This window comes from Synechococcus sp. CS-205 (assembly GCF_025128255.1).
In the GTDB taxonomy this organism is placed as follows: domain Bacteria; phylum Cyanobacteriota; class Cyanobacteriia; order PCC-6307; family Cyanobiaceae; genus Regnicoccus_A.
Genome location: NZ_JAHLZB010000004.1, coordinates 1 through 25,582, shown reverse-complemented (window position 1 = coordinate 25,582; position 25,582 = coordinate 1). Strand labels below are relative to the sequence as shown.

The 25,582-nt window shown below is 68.2% G+C and carries 27 protein-coding genes and 1 tRNA gene; 17 read left to right on the top strand and 11 right to left on the bottom strand.

The window, feature by feature from the left end:
• The first annotated feature begins 21 nt into the window (after window positions 1–21).
• Window positions 22–1,596: an ABC transporter substrate-binding protein gene (locus KQ297_RS00330; RefSeq protein ID WP_311133966.1), complete on the top strand. Its 1,575-nt coding sequence runs from the start codon at window positions 22–24 to the stop codon at window positions 1,594–1,596.
• On the top strand, window positions 1,593–2,624 hold the full coding sequence (locus KQ297_RS00325; RefSeq protein WP_259737665.1) for an ABC transporter permease: 1,032 nt from the start codon (window positions 1,593–1,595) through the stop codon (window positions 2,622–2,624). Before KQ297_RS00330 ends, KQ297_RS00325 begins: the two co-directional genes overlap by 4 nt.
• A gap of 10 nt (window positions 2,625–2,634) precedes the next feature.
• Here KQ297_RS00325 and KQ297_RS00320 read toward each other — a convergent pair whose 3' ends face one another.
• Complete coding sequence (locus tag KQ297_RS00320; RefSeq protein ID WP_259737664.1) at window positions 2,635–4,167, bottom strand: alpha/beta hydrolase; 1,533 nt, start codon at window positions 4,165–4,167, stop codon at window positions 2,635–2,637.
• 128 nt (window positions 4,168–4,295) lie between these two features.
• Between KQ297_RS00320 and KQ297_RS00315 the strand changes: the two genes are divergently transcribed.
• Window positions 4,296–5,459, top strand: coding sequence for an MFS transporter (locus tag KQ297_RS00315; protein WP_259737663.1), 1,164 nt, complete (start codon window positions 4,296–4,298; stop codon window positions 5,457–5,459).
• 16 nt (window positions 5,460–5,475) lie between these two features.
• On the opposite strand, the gene KQ297_RS00310 is transcribed toward KQ297_RS00315, so the two are convergent.
• Together KQ297_RS00310 and ychF are read right to left on the bottom strand one after the other, a co-directional pair.
• The gene (locus KQ297_RS00310; RefSeq protein ID WP_185466931.1) at window positions 5,476–5,694 is read right to left on the bottom strand and encodes a hypothetical protein; all 219 of its coding nucleotides are present in this window, start codon (window positions 5,692–5,694) and stop codon (window positions 5,476–5,478) included.
• Between the two features lie 184 nt (window positions 5,695–5,878).
• Window positions 5,879–6,970, bottom strand: a complete 1,092-nt coding sequence (gene ychF / locus KQ297_RS00305) for a redox-regulated ATPase YchF (protein WP_259737662.1) — start codon at window positions 6,968–6,970, stop codon at window positions 5,879–5,881.
• 103 nt (window positions 6,971–7,073) lie between these two features.
• On the opposite strand from ychF, the gene KQ297_RS00300 reads away from it, so the two are divergent.
• Window positions 7,074–8,270: an efflux RND transporter periplasmic adaptor subunit gene (locus tag KQ297_RS00300; protein ID WP_259737661.1), complete on the top strand. Its 1,197-nt coding sequence runs from the start codon at window positions 7,074–7,076 to the stop codon at window positions 8,268–8,270.
• 30 nt (window positions 8,271–8,300) lie between these two features.
• Here KQ297_RS00300 and wecB read toward each other — a convergent pair whose 3' ends face one another.
• Window positions 8,301–9,413, bottom strand: coding sequence for a non-hydrolyzing UDP-N-acetylglucosamine 2-epimerase (wecB, locus tag KQ297_RS00295; protein WP_259737660.1), 1,113 nt, complete (start codon window positions 9,411–9,413; stop codon window positions 8,301–8,303).
• A 104-nt stretch (window positions 9,414–9,517) separates the two neighbouring features.
• Between wecB and KQ297_RS00290 the strand changes: the two genes are divergently transcribed.
• Complete coding sequence (locus KQ297_RS00290; protein WP_259737659.1) at window positions 9,518–10,717, top strand: type IV pilus twitching motility protein PilT; 1,200 nt, start codon at window positions 9,518–9,520, stop codon at window positions 10,715–10,717.
• 15 nt (window positions 10,718–10,732) lie between these two features.
• On the opposite strand, the gene KQ297_RS00285 is transcribed toward KQ297_RS00290, so the two are convergent.
• Both KQ297_RS00285 and tsaD read right to left on the bottom strand, forming a co-directional pair.
• Entirely contained in the window at window positions 10,733–10,915 is a 183-nt protein-coding gene (locus tag KQ297_RS00285; RefSeq protein ID WP_185465870.1) for a high light inducible protein, read from the bottom strand.
• 50 nt (window positions 10,916–10,965) lie between these two features.
• Window positions 10,966–12,012, bottom strand: a complete 1,047-nt coding sequence (gene tsaD / locus KQ297_RS00280) for a tRNA (adenosine(37)-N6)-threonylcarbamoyltransferase complex transferase subunit TsaD (protein WP_259737658.1) — start codon at window positions 12,010–12,012, stop codon at window positions 10,966–10,968.
• Between the two features lie 77 nt (window positions 12,013–12,089).
• Between tsaD and KQ297_RS00275 the strand changes: the two genes are divergently transcribed.
• A complete protein-coding gene (locus KQ297_RS00275) occupies window positions 12,090–12,569 on the top strand; it encodes a Photosystem I reaction center subunit III (RefSeq protein WP_259737657.1) in 480 nt (159 codons plus the stop codon).
• A 110-nt stretch (window positions 12,570–12,679) separates the two neighbouring features.
• Window positions 12,680–12,796, top strand: a complete 117-nt coding sequence (gene psaJ / locus KQ297_RS00270) for a photosystem I reaction center subunit IX (protein ID WP_185465876.1) — start codon at window positions 12,680–12,682, stop codon at window positions 12,794–12,796.
• A 122-nt stretch (window positions 12,797–12,918) separates the two neighbouring features.
• Here psaJ and gmk read toward each other — a convergent pair whose 3' ends face one another.
• On the bottom strand, window positions 12,919–13,485 hold the full coding sequence (gene gmk / locus KQ297_RS00265; RefSeq protein ID WP_259737656.1) for a guanylate kinase: 567 nt from the start codon (window positions 13,483–13,485) through the stop codon (window positions 12,919–12,921).
• A gap of 66 nt (window positions 13,486–13,551) precedes the next feature.
• Between gmk and KQ297_RS00260 the strand changes: the two genes are divergently transcribed.
• Entirely contained in the window at window positions 13,552–15,351 is a 1,800-nt protein-coding gene (locus KQ297_RS00260; RefSeq protein WP_259737655.1) for an NFACT family protein, read from the top strand.
• Window positions 15,348–16,163, top strand: coding sequence for a twin-arginine translocase subunit TatC (gene tatC, locus KQ297_RS00255; protein ID WP_259737654.1), 816 nt, complete (start codon window positions 15,348–15,350; stop codon window positions 16,161–16,163). Before KQ297_RS00260 ends, tatC begins: the two co-directional genes overlap by 4 nt.
• Before the next feature lie 57 nt (window positions 16,164–16,220).
• Here the strand turns inward: tatC and KQ297_RS00250 are convergent, their stop codons facing one another.
• A complete protein-coding gene (locus KQ297_RS00250; RefSeq protein WP_185474813.1) occupies window positions 16,221–16,571 on the bottom strand; it encodes a DUF3067 family protein in 351 nt (116 codons plus the stop codon).
• Window positions 16,572–16,718: 147 nt separating this feature from the next.
• On the opposite strand from KQ297_RS00250, the gene petC reads away from it, so the two are divergent.
• The 5 genes from petC (at window position 16,719) to KQ297_RS00225 (ending at window position 20,106) form a co-directional block, all read left to right on the top strand.
• On the top strand, window positions 16,719–17,255 hold the full coding sequence (petC, locus tag KQ297_RS00245) for a cytochrome b6-f complex iron-sulfur subunit (RefSeq protein WP_259737653.1): 537 nt from the start codon (window positions 16,719–16,721) through the stop codon (window positions 17,253–17,255).
• Window positions 17,256–17,301: 46 nt separating this feature from the next.
• Window positions 17,302–18,234, top strand: coding sequence for a cytochrome f (gene petA, locus KQ297_RS00240; protein ID WP_259737652.1), 933 nt, complete (start codon window positions 17,302–17,304; stop codon window positions 18,232–18,234).
• Between the two features lie 69 nt (window positions 18,235–18,303).
• Window positions 18,304–19,164: a prolipoprotein diacylglyceryl transferase gene (gene lgt / locus KQ297_RS00235; protein ID WP_259737705.1), complete on the top strand. Its 861-nt coding sequence runs from the start codon at window positions 18,304–18,306 to the stop codon at window positions 19,162–19,164.
• A gap of 62 nt (window positions 19,165–19,226) precedes the next feature.
• Complete coding sequence (cobM, locus tag KQ297_RS00230) at window positions 19,227–20,006, top strand: precorrin-4 C(11)-methyltransferase (protein WP_259737704.1); 780 nt, start codon at window positions 19,227–19,229, stop codon at window positions 20,004–20,006.
• Window positions 20,007–20,034: 28 nt separating this feature from the next.
• Window positions 20,035–20,106 (top strand) — tRNA-Val (locus tag KQ297_RS00225).
• A 55-nt stretch (window positions 20,107–20,161) separates the two neighbouring features.
• Here KQ297_RS00225 and KQ297_RS00220 read toward each other — a convergent pair.
• Entirely contained in the window at window positions 20,162–20,581 is a 420-nt protein-coding gene (locus KQ297_RS00220; protein ID WP_185465888.1) for a tellurite resistance TerB family protein, read from the bottom strand.
• 68 nt (window positions 20,582–20,649) lie between these two features.
• Window positions 20,650–22,278, bottom strand: coding sequence for a Ppx/GppA phosphatase family protein (locus KQ297_RS00215; RefSeq protein ID WP_259737651.1), 1,629 nt, complete (start codon window positions 22,276–22,278; stop codon window positions 20,650–20,652).
• Window positions 22,279–22,388: 110 nt separating this feature from the next.
• Here KQ297_RS00215 and KQ297_RS00210 point away from each other — a divergent pair, with 110 nt between their 5' ends.
• Both KQ297_RS00210 and KQ297_RS00205 read left to right on the top strand, forming a co-directional pair.
• Window positions 22,389–23,270: a 4-hydroxybenzoate polyprenyltransferase gene (locus KQ297_RS00210; RefSeq protein WP_259737650.1), complete on the top strand. Its 882-nt coding sequence runs from the start codon at window positions 22,389–22,391 to the stop codon at window positions 23,268–23,270.
• Window positions 23,267–24,178: an LD-carboxypeptidase gene (locus KQ297_RS00205; RefSeq protein ID WP_259737649.1), complete on the top strand. Its 912-nt coding sequence runs from the start codon at window positions 23,267–23,269 to the stop codon at window positions 24,176–24,178. The genes KQ297_RS00210 and KQ297_RS00205 overlap by 4 nt, the downstream gene beginning before the upstream one ends.
• A gap of 13 nt (window positions 24,179–24,191) precedes the next feature.
• On the opposite strand, the gene ispD is transcribed toward KQ297_RS00205, so the two are convergent.
• On the bottom strand, window positions 24,192–24,884 hold the full coding sequence (ispD, locus tag KQ297_RS00200) for a 2-C-methyl-D-erythritol 4-phosphate cytidylyltransferase (protein ID WP_259737703.1): 693 nt from the start codon (window positions 24,882–24,884) through the stop codon (window positions 24,192–24,194).
• 78 nt (window positions 24,885–24,962) lie between these two features.
• On the opposite strand from ispD, the gene KQ297_RS00195 reads away from it, so the two are divergent.
• The coding region (locus KQ297_RS00195) for a glycosyltransferase family 9 protein (RefSeq protein ID WP_259737648.1) at window positions 24,963–25,582 on the top strand (620 nt) is incomplete at its 3' end.

Below are 25,582 nucleotides of genomic sequence, written 5' to 3'. Positions count from 1 at the left end.
TCCGGGAGCACCCTGCACGCCTTGCCTGCCTTGAAGGGGCTGAGCCCGCTCTGCCTGCTGGGGGCTCTGCTGGTCCTGCTGCTGGGCTGCCAGCCGCACCGACCCGGCGGGCGCCTGGTGGTGGCCACCAGTGCCCGGGTGGGGTCTGTGGACCCGGTCAGAGCCTCCACCTTCGGTGCCACCCAGCTGCTCAGCGCCGTGGGAGACCCGCTCTACCGCCTCGCCGCCGATGGCGCTGTGGTGCCCGCCCTGGCCGCCGAACTCCCCCGCGTCAGCCCGGACGGGCTGACGGTCACGATCCCCCTGCGGCGGGATGTGCTGTTCCACGACGGCACCCCCTTTGACGCAGCCGCGATGGTGTTCAGCCTGGAGCGGTTCCTGGAGATCGGCACCCTCAGCTACCTGCTCAACGAGCGCCTCGCTGCGGTGCGGGCCGCTGGCCCGCACCTGCTGGAACTGCGCCTCAAGCGCCCCACCACGGTGCTCCCCCAGCTGCTGAGCACGATCAACATCACGCCGGTCTCCCCCCGGGCCTATCGCGACTACGGCGAGCGGGCCCTGAGTGACCGTTTCGTGGGGACAGGCCCCTACCGGCTGAGCTTCTTCAGCGACCAGCAGCAGCGGCTGGAACCCTTCGATCGCTACTGGGGCACGCCACCCCGTAACGACGGCATCGTTCTGATCAGCCTGGGCAACTCCACCGCCCTCTACGGCGCCATGCGCAGCGGTGAGGTGGATGTGCTCCTCTCCACGGGCCTGCACGAAGACCACCAGCAGGCCCTGCAGCAGCAGGCGGGGCAGGGGGAGCTGCGGGAGGGCCAGGGACCGGCCCTGGAGATCGGCTACCTCACCCTCCACACCCAGCAGCCGCCCTTCAACGACCCCAACCTGCGCCAGGCCCTGGCCCACAGCCTCGATCGGGAGCGCATCAGCGAACGCGTGAGCCAGGGGCTGCGCAGCCCTCTGCGCAATCTCGTGCCCCCGGCGGTGAGCGGCGCCAAGCGGCAGATCTGGCCCGCCTATGCCCCGGACAAGGCCCGCCGCCTGTTCCGCCAGGCGGGCTACTGCGAGGGCCGGCAGATGGAGCTGCCGCTCACCTTCCGCTCCAACATCCCGTCCGACCGCCTGATGGTGCTCACCTGGCAGGCTCAGCTTGCGCGCGATCTGGGGGACTGCATCGTGCTCCAGCCCAACGGAATGGAGTCGACCACGGTGTACCGGCAACTCGGAGAGGGGGCCTTCCCGGCCGTGATGCTGGACTGGCGGGGTGCGGTACGGGATCCGGAGGCCTATCTGTTCCCCCTGCTCAGCTGCAGCGAGTCCGTGGGCGATCACTGCCTGCAGGGTGAGAGCGCCCTGAGCGGCAGCTTCTGGACCGCCCCTGGCCTGCAAGAGGATCTGCTGCGCAGCGAAGGACTGGTGGGGAGCGAACGGCTGGAGCTGCTGCAGGCCATCGAACGGCGCACCGCCGCCGCCGCCCCCTACCTGCCCCTGTGGCTGGTGACGCCCAGGGCCTGGGCCCAGCGCAGGCTGGCTCCGCCCCGCTTCGACGGCAACGGCCGCCTGCTGCTCCAAGACCTCCAGCTCCTGCCATGAGCCGCCGCCGCGCCCTGGCCCGCTACCTGGCGGCCCGCCTGGCCCTGGTGCCGGTGATGCTGTTGCTGATCGCCAGCCTGGTGTTTCTGTTGCTGCGCGTGGCCCCCGGTGATCCGGTGGATGCGGTGCTCGGCACCCGGGCGCCGGAGGCGGCCCGTGCCGCCCTGCGCAGTCAGCTGGGCCTGGATCAACCCCTGCTGCAGCAGTACGGCCACTTCCTGCTGAATCTGCTGCGGGGCGATCTGGGCGAATCGCTGAACAGCCAGGAGCCGGTGAGCCGGATCATCAGCCAGAGCCTGCCGGCCAGCCTGGAGCTGGGGCTGACGGCTCTCCTCCTGGCCGCTGTGCTGGGGCTGGCCGTGGGCTTCTCCGGCATTGCCCGGCCCGAGGGCAAGCTTGATCTGGCCGGCCGGCTCTACGGCATCGGCACCTACGCCCTGCCACCCTTCTGGGCAGCGATGGTGGTGCAGCTGATCTTCGCGGTGTGGCTGGGCTGGCTGCCGGTGGGCGGCCGCTTCCCGGCCACGCTGCTGCCGCCGCAGGGCACCGGCTTCTACCTGCTCGACAGCCTGCTCAGCGGCCCGGGGGGCGGGAACTGGCAGCAGCTCGGCGGAGCGGTCCGGCACCTGGTGTTGCCCGCCTGCACCCTGGCTCTGCTGCTCAGCGGGATCTTCACCAACGCCCTGCGCCTCAATCTGCGACGGGCGCTGGCCTCCGACTACGTGGAGGCGGCCCGCAGCCGTGGCCTCAGTGAAACCCGGGTGGTGCTGCGCCATGCCCTGCCCAATGCCCTGCTGCCTGTCCTCACGATCACGGGGATCACCGTGGCCTCCCTGATCGGTGGCGCCCTGCTGATTGAAGTCACCTATTCATGGCCCGGGATCGCCTTCCGGCTGCAGGAGGCCATCGGCCAGCGTGACTATCCGCTGGTGCAGGGCATCGTGGTGGTGGTGGCAGCCCTGGTGGTGCTGGTGAGTGTGACTGTCGACATCCTGGTGGCCGTGCTGGATCCACGCATCCGCTTCTGACTCCGGTCCTTCAGCGACTGATGTGGCTGCGCCAGCGTCGGGCGCTGCGGCCATCGAGCACATAGGCCGTGATGCCCTCGCGGCTGCGCCGTTGCGGAGCCATCGGGATGCTCCCGTCCAGCGAAGTGAGGAAGTCGGAGGTGAGGCTCAGCAACAGGTTCTGAACCCTCACCGGCTCCATCCCCACCAGACCATCGCCGAGCCGCCAGAGGGCCTGATCCTGCTCCTTGATCCGCACAGCGGAAAAGTGGCTGCCGCCTTCCACCATCACCAGACGACTGCGAAGATCCGGGTGCTGAAGGAACAGACCCAGCTGCTCACTCACCGGCGGCGTGACCAGATCCAGCCCGCCTCCAACGATCAGCAGAGGCGCCTTGAGCTGCTCAAGGCCATGACCGGGCCAGAGCAGACTTCCGAACCCGTTCAGGCTCACCACGGCGGCCACGGTCCTGGAGCCCTCGCGTACGGGCTCTGGCAGGGGCACCTCCTGCAGCTGACACTGCAGCAGCCTGGAGATGTTGATCAGGGGGATCACCTCCAGATCCCGCTCACAACGCTGGGCCAGACCGGGAACGGGGCGCAGACCACTGGAGAGAAGCGAAGAAAGTCCTCCCATCGAGTGCCCCATCAACACCACCGAGTCACCCAGGCGGGGAATCTGGCCCTGTCGCTCAGCGGCCAGCACCGCCTCCACATCGGCGAGACGATCGGGAAGGGTTTCCGCCCCCGGAGGGGGCCGCTGCCCATCGAGCATCTGACGCACCGCCCGTTCGTTGCTGCCGGGGTGCTCGATCACCAGCACGGGCCAGCCACGGGCCGCCAGTCCCTGGGCCAACCAGCTCAGCTGGGCGCTGCTGCCACCGAGGCCCGGCATCAGCAGCACCCAGGCCCCCTCACGTTCCGTGACGGTGGGCCAGAGCTCCAGCTCCAGCGGCGCTGCCCGGTGAGCCACCGTCAGCGAGAGGGTTGTGGGCCTGGGGGTGGGCTGGATCGCCGCCAGCCGTGCCCGGGTGTCGGAGATCTCCCGAGGCCGCAGTGGCAGGTCCCGCAGGCGACGCAGGGCCAGGGACTGATCTTCCAGCTGCCGGCGCCAGAGATCCGCCAACTGCAACAACCCATCGAGATCGAGGGTGAGGCTCGGGGTGGGGACCGCCAGCAGCAGTTCCACGAACCGGATCGGCTCGGGACGTTGCAGGAGCTCGCGCAGGGTGGTCAGCAGCACAACGCCGCTGCCAGGCTGGCCCCCGGCGAACAGCTCCCCCACCTCCTCGAGGAGCTGGCGGCCTGTCCAGCTCTGGAGCAGCTGCTTGGCCAGGGCGCGATCGGGCAGAAGAGGAGCCCGCAGCAAAGAGCGCAGATCGTTGCGGCTGCGCTCATTGAGCAGCTCGAACCAGACCCCCAGTTCGCTGTGACTCCCCTTGGGGTCCCGGCTCCAGGCATCGAGCTGATTCAGGTCGACCGGCAGCGACAGGCCATCGAGCCGCACATCCAGCCGATCGGCAGCCAGGGTGGCGCCACCCGCCAAGGTCGGCGTCGTGCCCACCAGCAGACTGGCCACGAGTGCCAGCCAACGACGGACGTGTTGTGACAGAGCCGCAGGCAGGAGCAAGCCAACCAATCTGGTGGTCCCAGTTTCCCGCGCCACTGCGCGAGCTGACAGTGATCCGGCTGGTGGGCAGTTTCGGTGGCGGCGGAATCCTTTACCTCACCCCTGTGGTGTTCCACCAAGCGCAGTTCTCGCCTCTGGCCGTGGGCCAGGGCCTGGCCGCCGCCGCCGTTGCCGGGACGGCGGGGCGGCTGTTCAGTGGTTGGTGGCTGGATCGTGGGCTCTGCACCACCCGGCCGGTGCTGCTGGCGGCCCTCCTCTCGGTGCTGGCCGACAGCCGGCTGCTGAGTGCGGACAGCTTCGCCGCCTACCTGCAGGGGCAGGTGCTGCTGGGCACGGCGATGGGGATCTACTGGCCGGCGATCGAGCTGGCGGTGCCACTGAGCGCGCCGCCCCTGGCCTCCAGCCGTGCCTATGCCCTGGTCCGAACCGGTGATGCCCTCGGGGTCGCCCTTGGGGTGCTGCTCGGGGCCGCGCTGGCGGGGAGCAGGCACCTGCGAGGCATCTATCTGGTCGACATCGCCTGCATGGCGGTGGTGATCACCCTGCTGCTGCGTTCACCGCTGCCCACGGCAGTGGCCGCCAGTGGCCAGGAGCGCCGGCTCAACTGGCGCCAGTGGGTGAGACCCCTGCTGCCGCTGCTGGGGGTGACGCTGCTGGCGACAGCCATGGTGTCGCTGCTTCAGAGCGCTCTGCCGCTGGATCTGGTGCGGGGTGGACTGGAGCGGGCGCCACTGCCCGAGAGCCTGGGAGCCCTGCTGCTGGGCCTGCAACTGACGCTGCTGCTGGCCTTCCAATGGCCCCTGGGGCGCTGGCTGTCGGAGCGGCCGGTGGCCTTCGGGCTGGGCTGGAGTCTGTTGGGCTTTGCGCTTGGCAGCCTGCTGCTGGCCGTCTCCAGCCTGGGATGGCAGAACCTCCCCCTGCTTGTTCTGGCCCAGGTGCCCCTGGCGGCGGCCGCGGCGGCCTTCCTGCCGACAGCCAGCGAAGCGGTGATCGAGATCACGCCGGTGTCCCATCAGGGGATGGCCATGGCCCTGTTCTCCCAGTGCTTCGCCATCAGTGCCTTCCTGGCACCTCTGGTGGGGGGCTGGATGCTGGAGCACCAGCGACACGGGGCCGGCCTTTGGCTGCTGATGTCGGTGTTGAGCCTGCTGGGATTGCTGCTGGTGGGGGAGCTCAACCGCTCCCATCCCCACCACAGTCAGCGGCGGGTCCAACGAGAGCCCTGACTGCCGTCGCGCCGGGTCAGGTTCTCTTCTCTTTGGCCTTCTGGTCACGGATCCAGGCTTCCGACTCATGGGGGAGCGGCTCGGTGCCGTACTCCCAGTCGTCGTAGTCAGGATCGTTGCGGATCCGCTGGTGCAGTTCCTTCTGGACGTCGAAGTTGTGGGGGTGATCCGCGGGAGCGGCAGGATCGATGCGCGCTTCCGGATCGTTGGCGGGGGACGTCTGGGTTGAGGGCATCACCGGCCGCTGCAGCTGAGGCCATTCTCGCCCCTGGCCTGGAACACCGCCGGGACGGAGGCCCGCCATGGACCATCAACCTCACCATCAACCCGTGATCTCACTCGTGCGACTACCGATCAAACGACTGACCACGAACAGGCCAACGGCATCTGCGATTCCGGAGTGAAGCCATCAGCCCTGATCAGACGTTGAACAGGAACTCCATCACATCACCTTCCTGCACCACGTAGTCCTTGCCCTCGCTGCGCAGCCAGCCGCGGTTACGGGCCTCGGGCATAGAGCCCGCCTCCAGCAGTTGGGCGTAAGCCACCGTCTGAGCACGGATGAAACCCCGCTCGAAGTCGGTGTGGATCACCCCTGCAGACTGGGGAGCCGTCATGCCGGCGGTGATCGTCCAGGCACGGGTTTCCTTCTCACCGGTGGTGAAGTAGGTGCGAAGACCGAGCAGCCGATAGGTGGCCTGGATCAGGCTCTGCAGCCCGCCCTCGCTCACCCCCAGTCCCTCGAGATAATCGGCGCGTTCGGCATCACCGAGTTCCACCAGTTCCGCCTCCACCTGGGCCGAGATGCGCACGACCTCAGCGCCTTCTTTCTGCGCCAGCGCTTCCACGGCGCGGCTGAAGGCATTGCCCTCGGCCAGGTCGTCTTCCGAAACGTTGGTGGCATAGATGATCGGCTTGGCAGTGAGCAGCCCAAGGGGCTTGACCATCAGCTCCTCCTCCGCCCCCAGCGCCACGCTTCGGGCGGCACCGCCCTGCTCGAGCTCCGCCTGGATCCGCGCCAGAACCGCATCCTCGGCTTGGGCCTCCTTGCTGGTGCGGACCTGCTTCTTCAACCGCTCGCGACGCTTCTCGATCTGGCTCAGATCCGCCAATCCCAGCTCCAGGTTGATCACCTCGGCATCTCGCACCGGATCCACCTCACCGGACACGTGGATCACGTCGTCGTCCTCGAAGCAACGCACCACGTGCACGATCGCGTCCACCTCGCGGATGTTGGCCAGGAACTTGTTGCCCAGGCCCTCCCCCTGGCTGGCCCCCTTGACCAGGCCGGCAATGTCGACGAACTCCACCCGGGTGGGGATGATCTCCTTGGAGCTGGAGAGATCCGAGAGTTTCTGCAGACGCCCGTCGGGCACGGCCACCACGCCCACATTGGGCTCGATCGTGCAGAAGGGGAAGTTGGCAGCCTGGGCCTGGGCGTTTGCCACCAGGGCGTTGAAGAGGGTCGATTTGCCCACATTGGGCAGACCCACGATTCCGGCTTTGAGCATGGCCGGAATCTAGACGGGACCCCCTCCAGGGCCTGAAGCCACAGTTGATGGCCCCACCAGGAAGACTGGTCGCAGCGAACGGAGCACGGCCATCGCCACGCGCATGCTCGAACAACCCCCCACCCCGAAGCCGGCCCAGGCTCCGCTGAACCCCAGCGTGACCATGGGTGCTCCGGGAGATGGCGGCCTCACGTCGCGCCGCCGCTGGCGGCGCCGACTGGCCGCAGGGGCCGTGGCCCTGCTGGTGATCGTTGGTGGAGGTCTCTTCTGGCAGCGGCAGCGGCAGGCCGCCAAGCGCAGCAACCTGGCCGACTTCACCGTGGTGGCCCAGCGGGGCACGCTCCCCGGGGTGGTCAGCGCCAGCGGCGAGCTGGAAGCGGGACGCAGCGTGAACGTCAGCCCGAAGCGGGGCGGAGTTCTCGAATCACTGTTCGTGGATGAAGGTGATCGGGTCCGCCAGGGCCAGCCCATCGCCCAGATGGACAGCGGTGACCTCCGCCAGCGGGAGCTGGAGCTGGAGGCCCAGGTGCGCCTGGCCGAGGCGGAAGAGCGTCGCGCCCGCTCGGATTACGAACGCCGCGTCAAACTGTTTGAGGAGGGGGCGATCAGCGAGGACGACATCGTCTCCTTCCGCACCCGTGCGCTCACGGCCCGGGCCACCCTGGATGTGGCCCGCAAGCGCTTCAACCAGCGCACGGTGGAGAGGGATGAGCTGACAATCCGGGCCCCCTTCGACGGTCTGATCACCCAACGTTTCGCCGATCCCGGCGCCTTCGTGACTCCCACCACCTCAGCCTCGGCCAATGCCGGCGCCTCCAGCTCCTCCGTGGTGGAACTGGCCCAGGGGCTTGAAGTGGTGGCCAAGGTGCCCGAGAACGACATCGGCCGGATCAACATCGGCCAGAGCGCCAGTGTGCGTGTGGATGCCTTCCCCGACCGTCGCTTCGCCGCACGGGTGATCCAGGTGGCGCCCCGGGCGGTCAAGAACAACAACGTCACCTCCTTCGAGGTGAAACTCGCCCTCACCGATCCCGACAATCTGCTGCGCATCGGCATGACCGCCGACATCGACTTTCAGACCGGCAGCCTGCCTCCCCAGACCCTGGTGCCCACGGTGGCGGTGGTCACCGAAGACGGACGGCCTGGGGTTCTGCTGGTGGGGAAGGACAACCAGCCCCGCTTCCAGCCCGTCACCCTGGGCTCCAGCAGCGGGCGCAACACCCAGATCCTCACGGGCCTCGAGCAAGGCACCCGGGTGTTCATCGACCTCCCCCCCTGGGCCAAGGAACCGCGCTCCTGAAGGCTGGCTGACGCCGGAGCCGGGAACGACTCAACCCAGGAAGGCCCGACTGGCCTCCAGGATCCGGCCGCTGGCCTGGCCGTCACCGAAGGGGTTATGGGCCTGGGCCATCGCCGCATAGGCCACCGGATCATCCAGCAGCAGGCTGGCTTCAGTCACGATCGCCTCGCTGTCGGTGCCGATCAGCCGGGCCGTTCCGGCGCTGACCGCCTCGGGCCGCTCCGTGGTGCGCCGCAGCACCAGCACCGGCTTTCCCAGGGCCGGGGCTTCTTCCTGCAGGCCACCGGAATCGGAGAGCAGCAGGGTGCAGCCCCGGATCGCACCCACCAGCCGGTCGTAATCGAGCGGCTCACAGAGCACGGCACGGGGATGGTCGCCCAGCAGTTCCTGCAGCGGCTCGCGCACGGTGGGGTTGCGGTGCAAGGGCAGCAGAAGGGCCGTATCGGGATGGCGATCCAGCAGCTGGCGGAACCCGTCTCCGATGCTGGTGAGGCGCTCTCCCCAGTTCTCACGGCGGTGGACGGTGGCCAGGATCACCCGCTGACGCTCCCAGTCGAGGCCTGGAAACTGGGGCAATGGGGCCGTGGCGGCCATCAGCAGCAGCGCATCGATCACGGTGTTTCCCGTGACCAGAATCTCCCCCACCACACCGGAAGCCTTCAGGTTCGCCTCGGAGACGCCGGTGGGGGCGAAGTGCAGCTGGGCCACCTGGGAAATCAGGCGGCGGTTGGCCTCCTCCGGGAAGGGGTCAAGCAGATTGTCCGTGCGCAACCCGGCCTCCACATGGCCCACGGGGATCTGCTCGTAAAAGGCGGCCAGAGCCGAGGCGAAGGCGGTGGTGGTGTCGCCCTGCACCAGCACCAGCGCCGGGCGGTGCTCCAGGAACTCCTCCCGCAATCCCTGCAGAGCCGCGCAGGTGACATGGGTGAGGGTCTGCTTCGGGGCCATCAGGGCCAGATCGCGATCGGGGGTGAGCCCGAAGAGATCCATCACCTGGGCCACCATCTCCCGGTGCTGACCAGTGAGCACCACCCGGGTGCGGAAGCCCGGATCGCGCTGAAACGCCAGAATCACCGGCGCCAGTTTGATCGCTTCGGGCCGGGTGCCCAGCACGATGCTCACGAGCGGTGCGGTGGCGGTCAAGGAGCCGTGGCGGTGGAAGGGATCCTAGGGAAGCGACCTGGGGGCCTCCACATGACAGGGCAGCTGTTTCGAGCAATGCTGAGCTCACTGGCCGCACCTCAGCCGTGAACCCGATCGAGAGCCCAGGCACTCCCCTGGCCATGGCCGCCACCCGATCAAACCCAGTACCTCCACCACCACCGGCTCCTCCGGCACCTGCCCCCGCCGTTGCGGCTCCCCAAAGGCCTGACTTCGGCGATCTGCCGGCCAGCCTCGAGGAGATCGTGGCCATCGCTGAAGCCAGCGGCTACTCCGATGTGCACATCAGCGTGGGGGAATCACCCCGGTACCGCCACCTGGGGGTGATGCTGCAGACGGGATGGCCGATCACCGACCAGGAGCAGTTCTGGCGCTGGCTGAGTGAAATCCTGCCGCCCACCCAGCTCGATCGCTTCCGCCACGACCTTGACTTCGACGCAGCGCATGCCTTCCCCTTCGCGCGGATCCGCATCAACCTGCTGGAGAGCCTGCGGGGACCGGCCATGGTGCTGCGGCTGATCCCCCTGATGGCGCCGACCCTGGATCAGCTCTTCATGCCGGCAGTGCTGAAGGAGCTGGCCACCTACCCCAAGGGCCTGGTGCTGATGACCGGTCCCACGGGCTGCGGCAAGAGCACCACCTTGGCGGCGATGATCGACTGGATCAACCGGACCGCGGCTAAACACGTCATCACGATCGAAGACCCGGTCGAATTCGTGCACACCAGCGACACCTGCCTGATCCGCCAGCGCGAGGTGGGCCGTCACACCAAACAATTCCACACCGCCCTGCGGGCGGCGCTCCGGGAAGATCCCGATGTGATCCTGATCGGTGAAATCCGTGACCGTGACACGCTGTCCACCGCCCTCGAAGCGGCCCAGACCGGTCACCTGGTGTTCGGCACGCTACACACCAACTCAGCCGTGCGCTCGGTGGATCGGGTGATGGGCCTGTTTCCTCCTGAGAGCAAGGAGCAGATGCGCCGGGAGCTGGCGGAATCCCTGCTGGCGGTGATCTCCCAGGGGCTGATCCGGACCCGGGATGGTGGACGCCTGGCCTACCACGATCTACTCGTGAACACCGAAGCCTGCCGCGACTACATCCAGCGCGGAGACCTCGACGAGGTGGAGCAGATCATGGCGCGAAGTGCATTCGACGGGATGCAGACGATCAACCAATCGCTGGCTGCACTGGTAGAAGCGGGACAGGTGGAGCCCGAGGAAGCTCTCACCCACAGCCTGAAGCCGAACGAACTGGCCCAGACCCTGCGCGGACGCATCAGCTGATGGATGGTCGGCTGCTCAGGAGCCGGCGACCAGTCGGATCAGCAGCAGACTGGCCAATCCCAGGGACAGGCCGAGCATGGCCAGACGTCCGTTCCAGATCTCGGCCTGGGGGGTGAAACCTCGGCGCCAGGCGTTGAGTTCCTGGGGGTCGACGTCGACGGGCTCGAGCCGGTTCTCGCTGATCTCAGCAGGGGCCATCTGTTCTCGTCCCAAGACAGAGTTGAAACACTGTAAAGGCGTTAACAGCCTCACCGCGTTTCGTAAAGGCGAGAGGCCTCCTCGAGAGGAAGACGCGCCATCACCCCCAGATCGGTGCCACTGCGGGCCCCGCCGGCCAGCCGGGCGGCGGCAGCCACGCCGATCATGGCGGCGTTGTCGGTGCAGTAGGCCAGGGGAGCAACGCGCCACTGGAGGCCCAGGGCGCCGCAGCGCTCCTCCATGCACTGCCGCAGCCTGCGGTTCGCCGCCACACCACCCACCAGCACCACGGTTTCCAGCCCCTGATCCTGGGCGCAGCGGCAGCTGCGCTCAACCAGCACCTCTGACACCACCCTCTCGAAACTGGCGGCGATGTCGGCCACGGGCAGGTCCCGAGGGTCCTGCTCCAGGCGCTGGACCAGGCGCAGCACCGCGGTCTTGAGGCCACTGAAGCTGAAGTCGTAGGGATGAAAGCCGCCCTGAGGCCGGGAGACCCTGCCCTTGGGCAAGGAGAAGCGTCCGGGATCACCGGAAGCCGCCTCGACCTGAATCGCGGGGCCGCCGGGATAGCCGAGCCCCAGCAGCCTCGCCACCTTGTCGAAGGCTTCACCGGCGGCGTCGTCGTGGCTGCGGCCGAGCCGCTGGTAGACCCCGACCTCCTCCACCCGCACCAGCTCGGTATGACCACCGCTCACCAGCAGCACCAGGTAGGGACCGGCCGGCAGGGGCTCCCCGAGCTGCACCGAGCAGAGGTGTCCCTCCAGGTGATGCACCCCCAGGAACGGCAGATCGTGCAGCCGGGCGAGGGTACGGCCGGTGATTGAACCCACCAGCAGAGCCCCCACCAGCCCCGGCGCCACCGTGGCGGCGATCCCATCGAGTTCGGCGTAACTCAGGGACGACTCCGCCATCACCCGCTCCACCAGCTGAGGCAGAGCTTCCACATGGCGCCGGGAGGCGATTTCCGGCACCACACCCCCCCAGAGGGCATGCTCCTCCACCTGGGAGGCCACGGCGCTGGCCAGCACCGTGCAATCGCGCACAACCGCAGCCGCTGACTCGTCACAACTTGTTTCGAGGGCCAGAACGGTGGGCATCGGCTCCAGGGAAGTCCCCTACTGTCCGCGAGTGACATCCTGCCTTCCGGCAGGCCTTTTCCCCGGAACCGGACACGATGCGCCGTCTTTTCGCCGTTCTGATTTCCGCCTTGCTGCTGTTCGGGTTCGCCTCCGTGGCCAACGCCGACGTGGCCGGGCTCACCCCCTGCGCTGAGAGCCCACGCTTCCAGCAACGGGCCAGCTCCGCGGCCACGCCGCAGGCCCAGGCCCGCTTCGAGATGTACAGCCAGGCCGTTTGCGGCCCCGATGGTCTCCCCCACCTGATCGTGGACGGACGCTGGAGCCATGCGGGCGATTTCATGATCCCCGGCATCGCTTTCCTCTACATCGCCGGCTGCATCGGCTGGGCAGGTCGTTCCTATCTGCAGGCCATCCGTGGCAGCAAGGACGCCACCATGCGTGAGATCCAGATCGATCTGCCCCTCGCCCTCAAGAGCACCCTGGCCGCAGCCACCTGGCCCCTGGCCGCCTTCGGCGAGTTCACCAGCGGCAAGCTGCTGGAGTCGGACAACAAAGTCACCGTCTCTCCGCGCTGAGCCTGTGAGGGAGCGGTTCAAAGGTCGGGAGGCCGTTCCGGCCACCGGCTCCGCTCCCTTTCCAGCCGCACCACCCCACCTTCTCCAGCCCCCCTACCGGGGATGCCTCCATGAAGAAATTCCTGACCACCGCCCCGGTGTTCGCCGCCATCTGGTTCACGATCACCGCCGGGATCATGATCGAATTCAACCGCTTCTTCCCCGACCTGCTCTTCCATCCCCTCTGAATCCGGAGCACAACGAGCAACGAAAACTGTCAAGGCAGGCCTCTCGGCACTTGCAGAGCCTTAGGCGGCCCGAGAGGGCCGTTTTTTGTTGGCGAAAGGCCACCTGGCTGGATGGGTCTGATTCAGCCGAGGTTGAGCAACGCCTCCAGGCTGGAGATCGCCTGCTCCAGGTCTCCGTTCACCAGCACAGCATCGAATTCCGTTTCAGCCTCCAGCTCCTGGTGGGCGCGAGCGAGCCGCCGCTGGATGGCCTCCTCCAGCTCGGTGCCGCGTCCCCGGATGCGCCGCTCCAGCTCCTCGAAGCTGGGGGGCTTGATGAAGACCTGAAACCCTGCCGGAAAACTGCGCCGCACCTGACGGGCCCCCTCCAGCTCGATCTCCAGCAACACCGGGTGTCCCTGGGCCAGATGCTCTTCCACGGGACCCCGCGGCGTGCCGTAGAGGTTGCCGGCGAACTTGGCCCACTCCAGGAAGCCACCCGCCTGAACCTGGGTCTCGAAGCGCTCGCGATCCAGAAACCGGTAGGTCACCCCATCGATCTCACCAGGCCTGGGCGTACGGGTGGTCGCCGACACCGACAGCCAGAGGGAGGGATGCCGCTGCAACAGGGCGTCCACCAGCGTGCCCTTGCCCACGCCGCTGGGACCGCTGATCACAGTGAGCCGTCCTGGCGTTGAAGGCGAACCCATGGGGAGCTTCGGCTGGCCAGCAGAGTAGAGGCCCCAACCGCACGCTCCGGCGTGGAGCGGCAGCCCATGGCGCCCCAGACCCAGCCAGCCCTCGCCATCCAGGCCATGGACCTCACCACCCTGCGGGCGGTGCTGGCGGAGTTGCGTCCCGAGCTGGTGCCGGCCCGCTTCGAGAAGGCCCAGCAGAGCGATCCCCACACCCTGCAACTGGGACTGCGGACCCTTCGGGGGCTGCGCTGGCTGGAGATCAGCTGGCTGGCGCAGGCTCCACGTCTGCTGGCCATCGATCCACCGCCCAAGCAGGGGGACGGCAGCACCCTGGCCCGCGTGTTGCAGCACGGCCTGGCGGGGCTGGCCCTGGTGGCGATCGAGCAGGAGGGCTTCGAGCGGGTGGTGGATCTTCATTTCGCGCCCCGGCCAGGGGAGCCCAGTGGCCGCCGCCTGGTGGTGGAGCTGATGGGCCGCCACAGCAACGTGTTCCTGCTTGACGCCCAGGGACGGGTGGTGAGCCTGGCCCGCCAGGTGCGGGAGCAGCAGTCAAGGTTGCGGCCGATCACCAGTGGCTCCACCTATGTGCGCCCTCCGGCCCTGCAGTCGGATCCTCCAAGCCTTGAGGAGCCCAACGGGCGCTGGCAGCGGCGACTGCAGCTGGTGCCGGTATCCCTGCGCCAGGCTCTGCAGCAGACCTACCAGGGAATCAGTCCGGCCCTGGCACTGCAACTGGCCGGTGAGGAGCCCGAGGCGTCGGGGGCGCTGCTGGCCCAGCCGGTGTGCTCCCTCACTCAGGAGCAATGGGATCAGCTCTGGGGTCGCTGGCAGCGCTGGCTGCAGGACCTGGAGCATGAGCGCTTCGGCTGGGGAGTGGACGACTCCAGCAGCAGCGCTGGCAGCTCAAGCCACTTCCGCTGCTGGGGAACTGCCAGCAGAGGCCCCGTGAACGCCCCCCTGGCGGCTTACTACCACCAGCGGCTGGGACAAGGGGAGCTGCAGCGGCGCCGCCAGAGCCTGCAGCTGAAGCTGCTCGCCGCCAGGGAGCGTGAAGAACGCCAGCTCCAGCAGCAGCAGACCCTGCTCGATCAGGTGGAGAGCGGTGATGATCTGCGCCGGCGCGCCGACGCCCTGCTCTGCCTGGCTGCCCCCAGCCGTGACCAGGTGGCTGAGGCCCAGGCCCTCTACCGGCAGGCCCGGCGGCTACGGCGCTCGGTGGCCTCGATCACTCCCCGGCTGGAGCTGCATCAGCGGCAGCTGGAGCGGATCGAGGCCAGCCTGGCCTTCCTTGCCCTGCATGGCACTGAGATCGTCCCCGGCCGCAGCCACCAGGCCGGAGCACTCAAGGAGGCCCTGAGCCAGCTGGAGGCCCTCGAACAGGAAAGCGAGGAGCTGCTGACCAGGGGAGGTCGCGATGGTCGCCTCTCCTCCCGGCGCGGTCCGCCCCCAACCTCCTCAGCAGGAACACCATCACCCCTGGAGCTGCTCACTCCCGGCGGCCTGCGGGTGCAGGTGGGCCGCAATCACCGCCAGAACGAGTGGATCAGCCTGCGCCAGGCCCGCCGCGGTGACCTCTGGTTCCATGCCCAGGAGTGCCCGGGCAGTCATGTGATGCTCAAGGCCTCGGTGGCGGTGGCGGCAGAGGAGGACCTTCAGCTGGCTGCTGATCTGGCTGCCCACTTCAGCCGTGCCCGTCACAATGGGCGGGTGCCGGTTCTGAAGGTGCCCTGCGATCAGCTGCAACGAATCGCCGGTGCCGCTGCAGGCACTGTGACCTACAGGGGAGGGGAGGTGGTCTGGGCTTCGCCGGAGCGGGCTGCCCACTGGCTCGCCGCGGCGGAATCCTTGCCTAAGGTCCCAGCGGAGCCAGGGCCATGAGCGAACCAACCCCATCCAAATCCGGCGGCGCTGCCACAGAAACCGCCCTGCCTCCGCCGGCTCCCATCCATGTCAGCCGCCCGGATGAGTTCCCCGGCGAGGTGGAGATGAGCCTGCTGGAACACCTGGAGGAGCTGAGGCGGCGTGTGCTGCGCAGCCTGCTGGCTCTGGTGGTCTCGGCGGTCCTCTGCCTGGTGCTGGTGCGGCCCCTGGTTCAGCTGTTGCAGGTGCCGGCCGCGGGCATGCGCTTCCTGCAGCTGGCTCCGGGTGAATTCCTGTTCGTCTCCATCAAGGTGGCCGGTTATGCCGGCCTCACCCTGGTGCTTCCCTACATCCTCTATGAGCTGCTCTGTTTCGTGCTGCCCGGCCTGACCCGGCGGGAGCGACGGCTGGTGGCGCCCGCGGTGGCGGCCTCAGCGGTGCTGTTCATGGCAGGTCTGGCCTTCGCCTGGTGGGCGCTGGTGCCCGCGGCCCTGCGCTTCCTGGTGAGCTATGGCGCCGATGTGGTGGAGCCGATCTGGTCGATCGAGCGCTACCTCGACTTCGTGCTGCTGTTGATGGTGGCCACCGGTCTGGCCTTTGAGCTGCCTGTGCTCCAACTGCTGCTCGGGGCTTTCGGGTTGGTGAGGTCCCGCACGATGCTGGGGGCCTGGCGCTGGGTGGTGCTGGGCTCCGCCCTCGCTGGCGCCGTGCTCACCCCGTCCACCGACCCTGTCACGATGCTCCTGCTCACCGGTGCGATCACGGCGCTGTTTCTGATCGGGGTGGCACTGGTGGCGCTGGTGGAGCAGGTGCGAGCCCAACCCGCCTGATCCTGATCCGCCTGGCCCCTGGCATTGGCGGCTCTGGACCCTCCGATGCCGCGGCCATCAGAGCAGGAACTCGCTGCTGCGGCCATCAGCGGCGGGTTCCAGAGCCAGGCTCATCGCCTTACCCAGCCTCGGACGGTCCCGAGTGGTGCTCAGCCACGCCCGCACCTGCTCCCCCACTCGGAGGTTGTTGAGCACTTCCACCAGCTCCCGCAGACGGGCTTCATAGGCGTCGGCCTCGAGGGGGAAGGACTGCTGCTCGAGGTAGGCCCACATCACCTGCAGGTACAGGCGGCCCCGACGCTGAACCAGCTGCAGGTCATAGGAGGCCTGCCAGCGGGAGCGCAACAACGCGATCACTTCCTCGTACTGAAGTGGCGTGGACGCGAAGGGAGCGGCGGAATCGGTCAACAGGGATGACGGCGGGGGCAGCGCACCGATGGGTGTGACAACAGCATGTTGCGGCAACCGGGCATACCCCTGGAATGGCCCTCGGTGGCCGGAGGGGCAACGGTCATAATGGGCGGCACGTTGCTTCGGCACCAAGGAACGCCTCGTATGACCCAGATCCCTGTGAGCGATGTGCCCGGAATGGGTCGTCGGCAGTTCATGAATCTGCTCACCTTCGGCACGGTCACCGGGGTGGCACTGGGGGCTCTGTACCCGGTGGTCAACTACTTCATTCCCCCCAGGGCGGCCGGCAGCGGCGGCGGCACTGCCGCCAAGGATGAACTGGGCGATACCGTCACCGCCAGCGGCTGGCTCTCCACCCACAAGGAAGGCGATCGCAGTCTGGTGCAGGGTCTCAAGGGTGATCCCACCTACCTGCTGGTGGAGGGTCCAGAGGCGATCGGCAGCTACGGCATCAACGCCATCTGCACCCACCTGGGCTGCGTCGTGCCCTGGAACAGCGGTGCCAACAAGTTCGTCTGCCCCTGCCACGGCAGCCAGTACGACGCCACCGGCAAGGTGGTTCGCGGTCCTGCCCCCCTCTCCCTGGCCCTGGCAAACGTCACGGTCGAGAACGACACCGTGTTCCTGAGCCAGTGGAGCGACACCGACTTCCGCACCGGCGACAAGCCCTGGTGGGCCTGATCCACCGCGTTCTCCCTCTCCTTCGTCGCCCGTTCGCCCACCCCCCATGCGCCGCTCCCTCTCCCTGCTGCTGAGCTCCCTGCTCGTCACCGCTGCCCTGCTGCTCGCTCCCCAGGCCAGCTGGGCCTATCCGTTCTGGGCCCAGCAGAACTACGCCAGTCCCCGTGAAGCCACAGGCAAGATCGTCTGCGCCAACTGCCACCTGGCCAAGAAGGCCACCCAGGTGGAGGTCCCTCAGGCCGTGATGCCCGACACCGTCTTCAAGGCGGTGGTCAAAATCCCCTACGACACCTCCCTGCAGCAGGTGGGTGCCGATGGCAGTCGCTCAGGGCTCAATGTCGGTGCAGTGGTGATGCTCCCCGACGGCTTCAAGATGGCCCCGCAGGAGCGAATGAGCGAGGAGCTGAAGGAGGAGACTGCCGGGGTTTACTTCACCCAGTACAGCGACGACGATCCCAACATCCTGCTGGTAGGCCCCATCCCTGGTGACCAGCACCAGGAGATCGTCTTCCCGATCCTTTCTCCTGATCCCGGCAGCGACAGCTCGATTCACTTCGGCAAGTACTCGATCCACGTGGGCGGCAACCGTGGCCGCGGCCAGGTGTATCCCACCGGTGAGAAGAGCAACAACGGCATCTTCAACGCTTCCGTGGACGGCACCATCGCCGCCATCACTCCCGGCGAGAACGGAGCCTCGGTGGTGGAGATCAGCACGGCCGACGGCCAGAGCGTCAGCGAAACGGTTCCTGCTGGACCCATGCTGACCGTGGCGGTGGGCGACAGCGTCACGGCCGGATCCGCCCTCTCCGATGACCCCAACGTGGGTGGATTCGGTCAGCTGGACGCAGAAATCGTCCTTCAGAATCCCGTTCGCCTCTACGGCATGCTGGCCTTCTTCGCTGTTGTGGCCCTGGCCCAGATCATGCTGGTGCTGAAGAAGAAGCAGTTCGAGAAAGTCCAGGCTGCCGAAGGCATCTGAGCCTTGGCCGCTTTGCCGTTCGCCTGAGTGGATTCGTTGGTGTTTCTCTCCCCGGCCACGGCCATGGCCGTGTTCACCTCACCGGGGCCCCTGATCTTTCAGCTCGGCCCCTTTTCCCTGCGCTGGTACGGCCTGCTGATTGCCCTGGCGGTGCTGATCGGTCTGCTGCTGGCCACCAGGCTCGGACAGGCCCGGGGCATCGACCCCGTACTGATCGCCGACCTGCTTCCCCTGCTGGTGCTGGCGGCCGTGCTGGGCGCCCGTCTTTACTACGTGCTCCTGGAATGGCGGCAGTACCAGCTCAACTGGCTGGAGGCCCTGGCCATCTGGCGCGGGGGCATCGCCATCCATGGGGCCCTGATCGGTGGCACTGTGGCGGTCATCGCCTACTGCCGCTGGCGCAAGCTGGCCTTCTGGAACCTGCTCGACGTGCTTGTCCCCTCCGTGGCCCTGGGGCAGGCGATCGGGCGCTGGGGAAACTTCTTCAATTCCGAGGCCTTCGGTCTGCCCACCGATCTGCCCTGGAAGCTCTACATCCCCACCCTCAACAGGCCGGCCCCTTTCCTCGATCAACAGTATTTCCACCCCACGTTTCTCTATGAATCCCTCTGGAATCTGGGGGTGGTGGCACTGCTGCTGATCCTGTTCCGAGCGGGAGCCAAGGGCAGGATCAAGCTGCCCGCCGGAGCTCTGAGCTGCGTGTACCTGGTGAGCTACAGCCTCGGCAGGCTATGGATCGAAGGGCTGCGCACCGACCCCCTCTGCCTGTTCTCCAGCCCACCCTTCTGCGAGGGGGGGCTGCGCATGGCCCAGCTGATGAGCCTGCTGCTGATCGTCCTCGGGAGTGTGGGTCTCTGGCTGATCTACGGCCAGCACCGTCCCCTGCCTGATCCTGGTGGAGCTCCCCCCCAGCCGTGGAACCCCTCTTGAGCGGATCATCCAACCTGCCAACGCCTCTGCCGGCTTCTTCAGGCAGAGAGCCCCCGGGGCCTGTGTTGATCGTGGGGGCAGGCCCCGGAGCCGTCGACCTGATGACCGTGCGCGCCACCCGCGCCGTTCAGACCGCCGACGTGCTGGTGTGGACCGATTCCCTGGTGTCGCCTCAGATCGCCGCCCTGGCGCCCACCCACTGCGAAAGCATCCGCACCAGCACTCTCACCCTTGAAGAGGTGATGGCGCTGGTGGTGGAGCGAGCACGTGCCGGCCTGCGGGTGGTGCGCCTCCACGACGGTGATCCCTGCCTCTACGGAGCCCTGGCGGAGCAGATCTGCCGCCTGGCCGATGCTGAGCTGGCCGTGGAGGTGGTGCCGGGCCTGAGCGCCTACCAGGCCACGGCCGCAGCCCTGAAGGCCGAGCTCACCATCCCCGGACTCGTCCAGACGATCGTGCTCAGCCGGGCCAGTGGCCGCACCGGCGTGCCGGAGCGGGAATCGCTGGCACAGCTGGCTTCCCTGCGGGCCTCGCTCTGTCTCTACCTCAGCGCCCGCCACGTTGAATCGGTCCAGCAGGAGCTGCTGGAGCACTACCCCGCCGACACGCCCGTGGCGATCGGCTACCGCGTGAGCTGGCCGGATCAGTGGCTGCAGGTGGTGCCCCTGGAGCAGATGGCGGCCGTCAGCCGGGAGCGGCAGTTGATCCGCACCACGCTCTACGTGGTCAGCCCTGCCCTGGCGGCCCCGGAGCTGGCACGATCCAGGCTCTACTCCGCCAGCCATGACCACCTGTTCCGCCCTGCCAAGGCCGTGGCCAAGGCCGGCGGATCAGGGGGGTGAACCACGGTGTTTTAGGATCAACAGGTGCGGGCGATTAGCACAGCGGTAGCGCACTTCCTTCACACGGAAGGGGTCACTGGTTCGAATCCAGTATCGCCCATTCTCAGATTCAGGCCTGTTCACTGCGTCCATCTTCCCTGACCGGGGGATCGCGCTCAGGCCAACACAGGGCTGGTGATCAGCTCGGCGTGGAGGATGTCCATCACCTCAAGAATGCGGGCCGAATCGCTGGGATCGAGGTCCAGTTGAGCAGCAAGATCGGAGAGGATCTGCTGTTCCTGAGCCACCAATTCCCCATCGGAGCGCATGATTTCGGCGGCCACCGCAAAGGCGGTCCGTCGCTCATGGGCATCCAGCTGAAGCGCTGCTCGGGCCATCAGGATGGGGGCTCCATCGCGACGCAGCTCAGCCAGCAGGCTGTCGAACAACTGAATCATGGCGGCATCCCCCATCTGGTTGAAGGGGACCCGATAGTCGAGGGAGTGGCGCAGGGCTCGCGAACCGGCACGGGTGAGAACCCCATCCCAGGAGACGGCGGCAAGGGCCACGGCCACAAAGGCGGTCGGTGAATCCATGGTGCTGGAATCAGGAATGTCCTGGCTCCGTCATGGCGGGGCGGGAGCAGCCTGCGCTGTGGTCCTCGCTACCGCCCATCGGATTCCACCACCAGACGCACCCCCGTGGCCTCCGCCAGGGGCTCGGCACATCCCTGCAGGCTCCAGCGCTCGAGGCTGAGGTCCAGGGGCGAGGCAGGCTCGAGGCCGATGCTCAGTTCACTGGTGCTGCAGGCGATGCGCAGGCCGGCCACTGCCGGTGTGGGGCGGCGATCGAGAGCCGCGGCCAGCCGCAGGAGCATGGCCATCCCGCTGACGGTGCGTCTCTGCTCGCGGCCCGGCAGCAGCAACCAGGACTCATGGCGCTTCTTGGGAAGGCTGCGACGGTGGTAGCGGGCGATCGCCGCCACCATCAGCTGCTCCGTCTCGGAGTAGCCGAGCAGGTCGCCGTGGCGGATCAGATACCAGCTGTGCTTGTGGTAAGCGCCGATGTTGATGTGCTGACCACAGGCGTGCAGCATCGCCGCGGCCCAGAGCAGTTGCCGTCCTTCGCCCTCGTCCTGGTGCAGCACTCCGCGGCAACGGTCGTAGAGGATGAGGGCATGCTGCGCCACCCGCTCAGCCCGCTTCTGGTCAACGCCATAGCGCTGGGCCAGCTGCAGGACCGTGCGCCGGCGGATGCTGCTCTGGTAGGCGAAGCGATCGACGATCAGGTCGTGGCGGAGCATCCAGTCGACGATCAACCCTTCGCGCAGGGCCCGCTCGCTGATCACCATCTCCCCGGCCTGGAGCATCGCCATGGCCTGCTGCAGCACCAGGGCACCCGGCACGATGATTTCTGCCCGGCGTTCATTGATCGCCGCCAGGGAGCGCCGTTGCTCCGGTGTCATCGTCGCCAGCCGGTTCACCTGCTGATCGATCTGATCCCGGCTCATCCTGAACCCCTGCAGGCGCAGGGGGGTGCGCTCCTGCCCAGAGGCCACCAGTGACGCCAGGGCCGTGGCCGTGCCGCTGGTCCCCACCATCACCGGCACCTGGCCAGGCCTCAGATGGCGCTTGACCCGCTCCACGGCCGGCTCCAGGGACCCCTGGATGAAGGCCCTCAGGAACGTGAGCCTGGCCGGCGGCAAGGGGTCTTCCCGGATGAAGTCCCGTTGCAACCGCACGGCGCCGATGCGGGTGCTGGTGAGTTCACGGGCATCCCCGCCGTCGGCAAGGATCAGCTCAGTGGAGCCGCCGCCGATGTCGAGGATCAGGTGGGGGGTCTCGCCGAAGGCCATGCCTGAGAGCACCCCGAGGTAGATCAGACGCGCCTCTTCCTGGCCGCTGACCAGATCCACCTCCAGGCCCAGTTGTTCCTGGACCGCCTGCACGAACAAACGACCATTGGGCGCCTCCCGCACCGCGCTGGTGGCAGCGGTGAGGATCTGCTCCACCCCATGGCTCTCCGCCAGTTGGCGGCAGTGGCGCAGGGCGATGAACGCCCGCTCGATCGCCTCCGGGGTCAGGTCGCCTGTCTCCGGGTCCCGCTCCCCCAGGCGGGTGGTCGACTTTTCCGCCAGCACCAGCTGAAAGCTGCGCAACTCCGGATTCACCGCCGCGATCAGCAGGTGAATGGAGTTGGTGCCGATGTCGATGGCCGCCACATGCCTGATCCCGACGCCGGGGACCTGGCGGACAGGAGCCACCTCCGTGGTGGCGAGGTCGGGAGGGGCCATCGGGCGACCAGCCGTCACGGACCGCGCCACTTTGCCACCGAAGACCCCAACCGGATGCCCCTGCCTCAGCCATGGCCTTGCCCTGAACGGAAGGGCCGTAACCTGCGCCAATGAACATCCGCGCCTCCCTGCGGGGTTGGTTCGAGCTGCTGCGCTGGCACAAGCCCAGCGGACGTCTGATCCTGCTGATCCCGGCCGGCTGGGCCCTCTGGCTCTCCCCCCTGGCGCCGCCAGAGCTCTCCCTGGTGGCCCTGATCGTGGCCGGTGGCCTGGCGGTGAGCGGCGCCGGCTGCGTGGCCAACGACCTCTGGGACCGCCGCATCGATCCGCTGGTGGAGCGCACACGGCGGCGCCCCCTGGCCAGTGGCCGGGTTGGGGTGGCCGAGGCGATGGTGCTGCTGCTGGCTTGCCTTCTGGTGGCCCTGGCTGTGGTGCTGCTGCTGCCGGCGGCCAGCCGTGGTCTCTGCCTGGCCCTGGCGACAGCCGCCTTGCCACCGGTGCTGATCTACCCCTCCGCCAAACGCTGGTTCGCCTTTCCCCAGATGGTGCTCGCCCTCTGCTGGGGGTTCGCGGTGCTGATCCCCTGGGCGGCCGCCACGGCCAGCCTGGGAGGGGGCTGGCCCCTGCCGCTGACCTGGCTGGCCACGCTGCTGTGGACCTTCGGCTTCGACACCGTCTATGCCATGGCCGACCGGACCGATGACGCTGCCCTGGGCATCCGCAGCAGCGCCCTCAGCCTGGGAGAGGCGGCGGCTGGCGTGGTGGGGCTTTGCTATGCGGCGGCCGCTCTGCTGCTGGCGGGCGCCGCCAGCGCGGCCGGGGTGCACTGGATCTTCTGGCCGCTGTGGACGCTGGCCGCCGCCGGGATGCTGCGGGAAGCCCTTCGGCTGCGAGGGCAACCTCCCCGCTCCCGCTTCGGGGAGCATTTCAGCCGCCAGGTGCAGCTTGGCGCCCTTCTCCTCCTGGCCCTGGTGCTGGGACGCGGGACATGAGCGACTGGTTGCCACCACCACTGCGACCGGGAGACCGGGTGAGGCTGGTGGCCGCCAGCTCAGCCCTGGCGGAGTGTCAGCGTCTGGAGGCGGGCATGGCCATGCTTGAGGGGTGGGGGCTTGAGGTGGACCTTCCCTTCGCCCCTGAGCGGCGTTGGGGGTACCTGGCCGGCCGCGATCAGGAACGCCTGGCCGACCTGCTGCCCTCGGCGCAGGCAGCCACCGGTGACCCGCCCGCTCTGCTGGCCTGTGTTCGTGGTGGCTGGGGTGCGGCGAGGCTGCTGGAGGGGCCCCTGCCCCTCCCGGAGGGGTGGTTGCTGGGCTTCTCGGATGTGACCTCCCTGCTGCTGGCCCAGCAGGCCAAGGGCCTGCGCGGCGCGGTCCACGGCCCGATGGTCACCACCCTGGCGGCCGAGCCGCCCTGGAGCCAGGAGCGGCTGCGCCAACTGCTGTTCGGAGAAGTGCCGGACCCGTTGCAGGGGACACCGTGGCAGGGCGGGCAAGCCGAGGGGCCCCTGCTGGTGGCCAACCTCACCGTCGCCACCCATCTGCTGGGCACGGAGCACCTCCCAGACCTGGAGGGAGCGGTGCTGCTCCTGGAAGACGTGGGCGAGGCCCCGTACCGGATCGAGCGCATGCTCACCCACTGGCGCCTCTGCGGCGCCCTGCAGCAGCTGGCCGGAATCGGCTTCGGCAGCTTCCAGGATTGTGAGGAGCCCGACGGGGAGGGGGTCAGCGCCGGGGAGCGCTTCAGCCTGGAGCAGGTGCTGCGGGAGCGCACCGCCGATCTGGGCATCCCCGTGGTCGCCGGGCTGCCGGTGGGCCATGAGCCCGGCAACGCGGCCCTTCCCCTGGGGGTGCCCTGCCGCCTGGATGGCGGGAGCGCAGAGCTGAGTCTGCTGCTCTGAATCAGCTGGGGACTCAGACGCTCGCGCCGCTGCGCTCGCCCAGCACCGCCTCGGCGATGGTGAGATCGAAGGGAGTGGTGAGCTTGATGTTCGAGGCCGCGGCCTCGATCACCCGCACCGGCCAGCCGAGTCGCTCGAACAGGGAGGCGTCGTCGGTCACACTCCAGCCTCCGGCTGCAGCTCTGGCATGGCCGCGGCGCAGCTGGTCCACGGGAAAACCCTGGGGCGTCTGTGCCGCCCAGAGGGCCTGACGATCGGGAGTGTCCACGATCAGGCCATCGGCGGCCACCCGTTTGATCGTGTCCGACACCGGCACCGCCGCGATCACCGCCTCACCCCGAGCGGCGGCGGCAGCGCAGCGGCTGATCAGATCCGGCTCCACGAGGCAACGGGCGCCGTCATGGATCAACACAGCCTCGGCTTCCGGCGGCAAGGCCGCCAGGCCCAGGCGGACTGAATCCTGCCGAGTCTCGCCCCCCTCGATCCAGCACACGGGCCGATCCGGCTCCGCTGCAGTCACCAGGGCCTCCACATCCGCCTGGTCCCGGCTCTGGCCCACCAGGCCGATCCAGCTGATTTCCGCAGTGGCCAGGGCCGCCTCCAGGGTCCAGGCCAGCACGGGGCGCCCCGCCACAGGCAGGAGCAGCTTGTTGCGCTCCCCCCCCATCCGGCGGCCGCTGCCGGCGGCGGCGATCAGCAAATGCACAAGGGACTCCCGCGCTGCGGACAAACCAGACCAGATTCATACAATCAGGCCGCCCGCCGCCTTCCAGCCGCCGCTCCGATGCGTGTTCTTGTACTGATTCCGGGCGGCATGGCAACCCAGCTCCAGGCCCTTCCGGCCGTGGCCGCCGTCGCCAGCCATCTCAACGCCCAGGTGCAGGTGGCCTGTCCCGCCGAGGTGTCCGCGGCCTGGAAGCTGCTGCCGGCAGTGGAGAAAGTGCTCTCCTACGGCTTCAATCAGGGGGTCAGCCTGGCCGACTGGGCCAACCTGCTCGGCGGTGTTCGTGAGCCCGATTTCCAGGTCTGCCTGAATCTGGGCAGTGGCTGGCCGATCGATCTGATGCTCTCCCTCGGCCACATCCCCACCCGGATCGCGACGGGGGGCTTCTCGGCCACCACCACGGTGAACCGCCAGCCCGGCTGGCCGAACCAGACCCTGGAGGCCTGGCTGCGGCCGATCGGCGTGCCTCTCGATGCCGCCGGGTTCCGCCTCGGCCTGCCCAAAACCGCCCTCGAGAAGGCCGTGGCCACCGCACCGGCAGGGGATGGTCCCCTGCTGCTGCTGGCTCCGACCCCCCAGCCCACCTCAACGGAACCCGACTGGCCAGCTGCGCGCTGGCAGGAACTGCCGCAGGCGATCCGGGCTCGGCTGCCGTCGCTGCGGGTTGAGCAGGCCCGCAG